Raw genomic sequence first — 6,838 nt, 5'->3', positions numbered from 1 at the left:
GGGTGTGCCGGCGACTGCGCCTCGGGGCGTGGGCCAGGGGTGACATGGAGCTCGCGCCCTCCAGCTCATGGCCGGCCGCATAGGGCGCGTTGCGGAGTTGCGGAGGACCAGGAGCGGGCACTCGAAGGCTGGCCGCATCACCACCACATGCTGGCGCTGCGAGCGCGCCCGCGGGCGCCAACGCTTCGCCATGGGATAACGAGCCAAAACGACATGAAATACCGGGACCTTCGGGACTTCATCCAGCAACTGGAACAGCAGGGAGAGCTCAAGCGCATCCGCGTACCCGTGGATCCGTACCTGGAGGTGACGGAGATCTGCGATCGCACGCTGCGCGCCGGCGGCCCGGCGCTGCTGTTCGAGCAGCCCAAGGGCTCGTCCGTGCCGCTGCTGGGCAACCTGTTCGGGACGCCGCGGCGGGTGGCGCTGGGCATGGGCGAGGACTCCGTGGACGCATTGCGGGAGATCGGCAAGCTGCTGGCCTTCTTGAAGCAGCCGGAGCCGCCGAAGGGCATGAAAGCGGCCTTCGAGAGCCTGCCCATCTTCCGAAAGGTGCTGGACATGGCGCCCAAGGTGCGCCGCAGCCCGCCCTGCCAGGAGCAGGTGTTCGAAGGCGAGGCCGTGGATCTCGGCCGGTTGCCGGTGCAGCACTGCTGGCCGGGCGACGCGGCGCCGTTGATCACCTGGGGTCTGGTGGTGACCCGCGGCCCGGAGAAGTCCCGGCAGAACCTCGGCATCTATCGTATGCAGGTCTTGGATCGCAACCGGGTCATCATGCGTTGGCTCGCCCACCGCGGCGGCGCGCTGGATTATCGAGACTGGCAGCAACAGCACCCGGGCAGGCCCTTTCCCATCGCCGTCGCCCTCGGCGCCGACCCCGCCACCATCCTGGGGGCTGTCACGCCGGTGCCCGACACGCTGTCGGAATACGCCTTTGCAGGGCTGCTGCGTGGCAGCCGCACGGAGCTTGCCAAATGTCTCGGCAGCGACCTACAGGTACCGGCCAGTGCCGAAATCGTGCTGGAGGGCCATCTGCATCCGGGAGACACGGCACCAGAGGGCCCGTTCGGCGACCACACCGGCTATTACAACGAGGTGGACGAGTTTCCGGTGTTCACCATCGAGCGCATGACACAGCGCCCAGAGCCCATCTACCACAGCACCTACACCGGCCGGCCACCGGATGAGCCGGCCATTCTCGGCGTGGCGTTGAACGAGGTCTTCGTGCCCATTCTGCAAAAGCAGTTTCCCGAGATCGTGGACTTCTATCTCCCTCCCGAGGGCTGCTCTTATCGGATGGCGGTGGTCAGCATGCATAAACAGTACCCCGGCCATGCCAAGCGGGTGATGATGGGGGTCTGGTCTTTCCTTAGGCAGTTCATGTACACCAAGTTCGTCATCGTGGTGGACGCCGACGTCAACACCCGCGACTGGCGCGACGTAATCTGGGCTATGACGAAACGAAGGGACCCCGCCCGGGACACGGTGCGGGTGGAGAACACGCCCATCGACTACCTGGACTTCGCCTCGCCAGTGTCAGGACTCGGCTCGAAGGTGGGCTTTGATGCCACCAATAAGTGGCAAGGGGAGACAGCGCGGGAATGGGGCAAGCCCATCCGCATGGACGAAGCCGTCAAGGCGCAGGTGGACAGGCTCTGGCCAGAGCTCGGCCTCGACTGAACCAAGCTTGGGGACGCCCGGCCCGATCCCGATCCCGATCCCGATCCCGATCAGGGTCCCGATGACAACGGCGCAGCCCGCGGCCGCGCGCCACCTCCATGCCGCTTGGCCGCTGTCATCGGCCGTCGCGGGCCAACCGGCAGAGACCCGCTAGAACTTCCGCGGCGGACGCTCTGTGCGCGGCCGTGCCTCGTTGACAGTGAGCTTGCGCCCGTCGTGCATGGAGTCGTTCAGCGCCTGAATGGCATCCCCCGCCTCGGCGTCATTGGGCATATCCACGAAGCCGAAGCCCTTGGACTGGCCCGAGAACTTGTCCTTGATGACGTCCGCGCTCGCCACGTCACCGAATTCGCTGAACATCTCGCGCAGCTCGTCATCGGTGACCGAGTACTTCAAATTGCCTACGTAGATCCGCATCGCTTTCTCTCGACAGCACCCGTGCATTGCCCGCGCTGGAGCGGTCGTCGACCAACGCACAAACCGACGACCGACAGACGGCCTTGGGGCCGTATTCGAAGGTATGCGGCGCGACTGCACGCAAGACGCGGACGGCGAGGACTCGCGAGCTGCGGGCGACGTCAGGCGCGGGGCGCTCCATAAACGCCGGGGCAATCTTACGCAGCCTAGGGGCGGGGTGGGCGCGCAACGAGCCGGGCATATCACTGGGCGATGGCCCACAACCGGTTGATACCGATTGCCACCCGGATCAGCGACCGTGTCCGCCGCGCATGCGGCGCGAAGACGGCCCTTGTGGCTTTGCAATGCTGGAGCTTAAGCCCGAGTCCTTTGCGCGCTGCGACCTAACCCGCAATCTAGTCCAAGGAACCTGGGGCGTCAACGCGGCCCTGGGTCTTTTCCACACCGCTCACGGAAAAGCCCGCATCCTCAATGGCGCGCACCAGGGTCGGCACCGCAAAGCCGCCGCCGACGATACGCACCCGGCCCGTGGCGAGATCGGGGACGGCCTCGGCCACGGTATCCATCGCCTCCAACGAGCGCTTGACGCTGCCGATGCAATGCTGGCAGCTCATGCCCTGGACGTGCAGCACCAAGTCGCCCGCTGCTTCGCCGCCAGCGCCGGTGGCCGCCGCTGCGGCGGGACGTCCAGCCTGCCGGCGCTGCCACTGGAGCAGCGCCAGCAGGGCGAGCAGCACCAGTGCCGACAGGGTGCCCAGCCAGCCAGACGCGTGTGCGTGGGCCGCGTGGAGCACGGGTGCGGCCGTGAGCACCTGATCGAACAACAGACCAAAGCCCAGGCTCATGACTACCACAGTGCCAAGATACAGGCCGAGCACGACACCGCCCAATGTGCGGTAGACGGCGCCGATGGTAGCGACATTGGTCGCAGGCCCCGCCATCAGGAACACCAGCGCCGAGCCAGCCGGCATCCCAGCCGCGATGAGCGAGGCCGCGATGGGCACTGAGGCCGTGGTGCAGACGTAGAGCGGCAGCGAAATGGCCAGTACCACGAGCATGCCGACGAGACCCTGCGACCAGGTCTGGCCGGCAAAGAAGTCACCCGGTACCAGCGCCGTAATGGCTGCTGCCACCAGCACACCGGCGATGAGCCAGAGATCGATGGCCGCGAGCAAGTCAAAGATGGCGTAGCGCACCGCACCCAGAACACCGCGGTCCTGCCCGGGCGCGTTCAGCGTCGTGCTGCCCTGTGCGCTCGCGCCCTCGGCACGCCGTGACGCGAATCGATTGACCAAGACCCCGCCGATGACGCCGGTGACGAAGGCGGCGACGACCTTGAAAATCGCAAACGGCCAGCCGAGGAACGCGGCACTCACGAGAATAGAGTCCACACCGGTCTGCGGCGTGCTGATCATGAACGAGGTGGTGGCCCCCTTCGAGGCGCCGGCCTTGCGCAGCCCAAGTGCCGTCGGAATGACGCCACACGAGCACAGCGGCAGGGGCACCCCAAGCACCGATGCTCGCACCGTGCTCGCGAGGTCCGGACGGCTGAGCCGCTTGTGGATGGCAGCAGCCGGCACATAGACATGCACCAGCCCCGCGATGAAGAGCCCAAGCAGCAGCGACGGCGACAGCTCCAGCAGGATCTGCCAGAGGGCGGCGGGAAAGCGGCTTAGGGCGTCGAGCATGGCAAAGGGTGGCTGCTTGGGCAACGCCGATTGCTTGGCGCTTGTCTCGTGGAGCCGGCTGTTCTGCGCATCTCACGCAATGAGCCGCTTTGTCAGCAAGTTCGAGGCCTCAGTCCTCGTCGCGTTCCCGAGCTTGGCGCTCTTTTTGTTTCTCATGTTGATCGTAGGCGTAGCCGCCGAGCGCGCCCGCCGCAGCGCCGATCATCGCTCCCCTGCCTGCATTGGCGCTGGCCGAGCCGATGGCGGCGCCTGCAGCCGCACCCGCAGCAGCACCTGTGGTGGTGCGTGATGCTGTCGTGCCGCCGCAGGCCGTCAGTGCGATCACGAGCGTCAGCGCGATGATGGTCGAGGCTATGTTCATGTTGGTCAACTCCGGTGGCTAAATGGGCCGCAGTCGGCTGGGCCAAGTGCAGTCTAGCAGGCAAAAGCAGGCACCAAGACGGGTTTGCGCCCGGCCGTCATGGAATGCCGACCAGAGCTCACCCTTCAGCGAAGCAGTCCGCGAGCCCGGCCGCCAGGGTCGGGTAGCGCAGCCGCACGCCGAGCTCTTCCAGCAGCTTGCGGTTGCTGAGCCGCCGCGACTCACGCAGGTAGGAGAGCATGCCCGCTGAGACCTTGCCTGGCGCCTGCGCCAACGGAATCTGTGGCGGCGGCGCGAGGCCGGCCGCCTCTGCCACGCGCAGGAAATAATCGGTCATGGTGCTCGGATGACCGTCGCAAACGTTGTAGACGGCACCGTCCGGCGCCCGCGCCATCGCCGCCATGCAGATCTCCACCAGATCTTCGGCGTGGATGCGATTGGACCAGGGCGCCTCGTCGACACTCACCACGGGCTGGCCGCTGCGAATGCGCTCGAGCGGCAAACGATCGCAGGCGTAGATGCCCGCCACGCGCAGGATCACCAACTCCGCACCACCAGCCGCGCGCCAGGCGCGCAGGCGCTCCTCCGCGTCCCAGCGGCGCAGTGCCCGATCCGCGGCAGGCCTCGGGGTACGGGTCTCATCCACCCACTCTCCGCCGCAATCGCCGTAGATACCGGTTGTGCCGACGTAGACCAGCCGTCGTGGCTGTCCGCGCGCAGCGAAATGATCGATCAAGCGTGCGGTGAGCGGGTCCTCGCGCCCTGCGGCAGGGGGTGGTGCCAGGTGGTAGATGTCGGCGCCGGCGGTGTCGATCGCGTCGAGCGGGTCGTGCAGCAGGTCGAGTGCCAACGCTTTGACACCCAGCGGCGGCAACAGCGCTGCGCTGTCCGCGCTGCGCACGACGCCTGTGACCGATGCGCCGCCGGCAGCCAGCCGGGCGCCGAGCAGGCGGCCAATGTAGCCGCAACCGATGATGATCACGATGTTGCTTGCTCCTGTGCCGTTCTCAATGGGTGGGCAGCGTTGGGGGCCGATACCCGGGCCGGCGGCCTTGCGCAGCCGCCCGCACACCGCGACATGTTAAGGTCCGCGCCCGTTGTGACAACGTTTACTGGCCGCGCCGATGAGGAGCGGCCCGGAGTTCCAGGCCATGAGTTTCACCGTCAGCACCGAGCCCGCCGGCCACGAGTTCCGCGTCGAGCCCGGACAGACCCTGCTGGAGGCCGCCATCGCGCAGCGCATCGGCCTGCCATACGGCTGTCGGGACGGCAAGTGCGGCAGCTGCACCGCCCAGCTCCTCGCCGGCCGCGTCAGTTACCCCAGCGGCAAGACCGAGGCCTTGTCGGGACAGCCGGATGATGCCTGCCTCACCTGCCAGGCGGTGCCGCAGAGCGACATTCGACTGCGCGTCGCGGAGCTGGAGACGGTCGCCGACATCGAGGTGCGCATCCTGCCCTGCCGGGTCGCCGAGAAGACCCAGCTGAACCACGATGTAGTCCGGCTGCGGCTCAAGCTGCCGGAGACGCAGCGTCTGCAGTTCCTCGCCGGCCAGTATCTGGAATTCATCCTGGCCGACGGGCGCAAGCGCGCCTTCTCCATCGCCAATGCGCCCCACGACGACGCGCTGATGGAGCTGCACGTCCGCCGGGTTCCCGGCGGTGAGTTCACCGATTACATCTTCGACGAGCTTAAGGAGAAGACGGTGCTGCGCATTCAAGGGCCGCTCGGCAGCTTCGTGCTGCGCGAGCAGTCCGAGCGGCCCATGCTCTTCGTCGGCGGCGGAACCGGCTTCGCGCCCATCAAGGGCCTGCTGGAGCACGCCTTTCACATGGGCATCGAGCGACCGATGACCCTGTATTGGGGGGTTCGCGCCGAGCGCGACCTCTACCTGCCGGAGCTGCCGGCGCGCTGGGCTGCCGAGCACGCCAATTTCCGCTTCACCCCCGTGCTGTCGCAGCCCGAACCCAGCTGGGACGGGCGCCGCGGCTATGTGCACGAGGCCGTGCTGGAAGACCACCCGAATATCGGTGATTACGACGTCTACATGAGCGGCCCGCCAGTGATGGTCGAGGCCGGACGCGCCGCCTTCGAGGCGCGCGGTCTGTCGCCGGATCATCTCTTCTCGGACGCGTTCGAGTACGCAGCCGACAGCCCGACTTACAAGGGCTGACCCGCGGCCGCAGCCTTACGGGAAGCGCCGATTGATTGGCACTTCCCAGCCGGGGCGGGATGCTCAATAGATCGGGCTATGCTCAGCGCAGCGGAGCCGACAGCGGTGGCGTCGGCGCCTGCGTGGCTGGAGGCGCAGGCAGAGGCACCGGCGCCCGCAAACCCTCACGCAACACGGAGATCGCCGCCGCCAAGTCGCGGCCGCGCGGCCCCGCTCCCCGATACGGTGGTCCACTCAAGCGCTGCGCGCCAAACAGAGCCGCGTCCAGCAGGGGGATATCGTCCGCCGCGGCGGCAACCGCGGCCACCGCAAGCTGATCCCGCAGCAGCTGCTTGTTCGCGGCGCTGATCGCGCGCCGCCGCGCCGGCTCGGGCGCAGGCGGCAGGCGGGCGGCGTCGCGGCCCCGGGCCTCGAGCCGCGCGGCGAGACCCGCCCGCCCGGCCCCCGTCAGGCCCCGCCGCAGCGCCGAACCCACCCGGCGCCACGAGGACCCGGACACGGCCTTGCCCCGGGGCTGCCTT

The 6,838-nt window shown here is 67.7% G+C and carries 7 protein-coding genes; 2 read left to right on the top strand and 5 right to left on the bottom strand.

Annotated elements, in window-relative coordinates:
* Window positions 1-213: 213 nt before the first annotated feature.
* The gene (gene ubiD, locus I6U14_RS06840; RefSeq protein ID WP_296897949.1) at window positions 214-1,680 is read left to right on the top strand and encodes a 4-hydroxy-3-polyprenylbenzoate decarboxylase; all 1,467 of its coding nucleotides are present in this window, start codon (window positions 214-216) and stop codon (window positions 1,678-1,680) included.
* Between the two features lie 150 nt (window positions 1,681-1,830).
* Here the strand turns inward: ubiD and I6U14_RS06835 are convergent, their stop codons facing one another.
* The 4 genes from I6U14_RS06835 to I6U14_RS06820 form a co-directional block, all read right to left on the bottom strand.
* On the bottom strand, window positions 1,831-2,097 hold the full coding sequence (locus I6U14_RS06835) for an RNA-binding protein (RefSeq protein WP_296897947.1): 267 nt from the start codon (window positions 2,095-2,097) through the stop codon (window positions 1,831-1,833).
* A gap of 395 nt (window positions 2,098-2,492) precedes the next feature.
* Window positions 2,493-3,809 (bottom strand): permease, encoded by a 1,317-nt coding sequence (locus I6U14_RS06830; RefSeq protein WP_296897946.1) that lies wholly within the window; start codon window positions 3,807-3,809, stop codon window positions 2,493-2,495.
* Window positions 3,810-3,894: 85 nt separating this feature from the next.
* A complete protein-coding gene (locus I6U14_RS06825; protein WP_296897953.1) occupies window positions 3,895-4,146 on the bottom strand; it encodes a glycine zipper domain-containing protein in 252 nt (83 codons plus the stop codon).
* A gap of 118 nt (window positions 4,147-4,264) precedes the next feature.
* Window positions 4,265-5,128, bottom strand: a complete 864-nt coding sequence (locus tag I6U14_RS06820; RefSeq protein ID WP_367115634.1) for an SDR family oxidoreductase — start codon at window positions 5,126-5,128, stop codon at window positions 4,265-4,267.
* A 169-nt stretch (window positions 5,129-5,297) separates the two neighbouring features.
* Between I6U14_RS06820 and I6U14_RS06815 the strand changes: the two genes are divergently transcribed.
* Complete coding sequence (locus I6U14_RS06815) at window positions 5,298-6,317, top strand: CDP-6-deoxy-delta-3,4-glucoseen reductase (RefSeq protein WP_296897945.1); 1,020 nt, start codon at window positions 5,298-5,300, stop codon at window positions 6,315-6,317.
* An 82-nt stretch (window positions 6,318-6,399) separates the two neighbouring features.
* Here the strand turns inward: I6U14_RS06815 and I6U14_RS06810 are convergent.
* Window positions 6,400-6,838 (bottom strand): hypothetical protein (locus I6U14_RS06810; RefSeq protein WP_296897943.1); only part of this gene is annotated, 439 nt, incomplete at its 5' end.

The organism is Thiohalocapsa sp. (assembly GCF_019695415.1).
Lineage (GTDB): Bacteria > Pseudomonadota > Gammaproteobacteria > Chromatiales > Chromatiaceae > Thiohalocapsa.
This window is presented reverse-complemented; position numbering and strand designations above follow the sequence as displayed.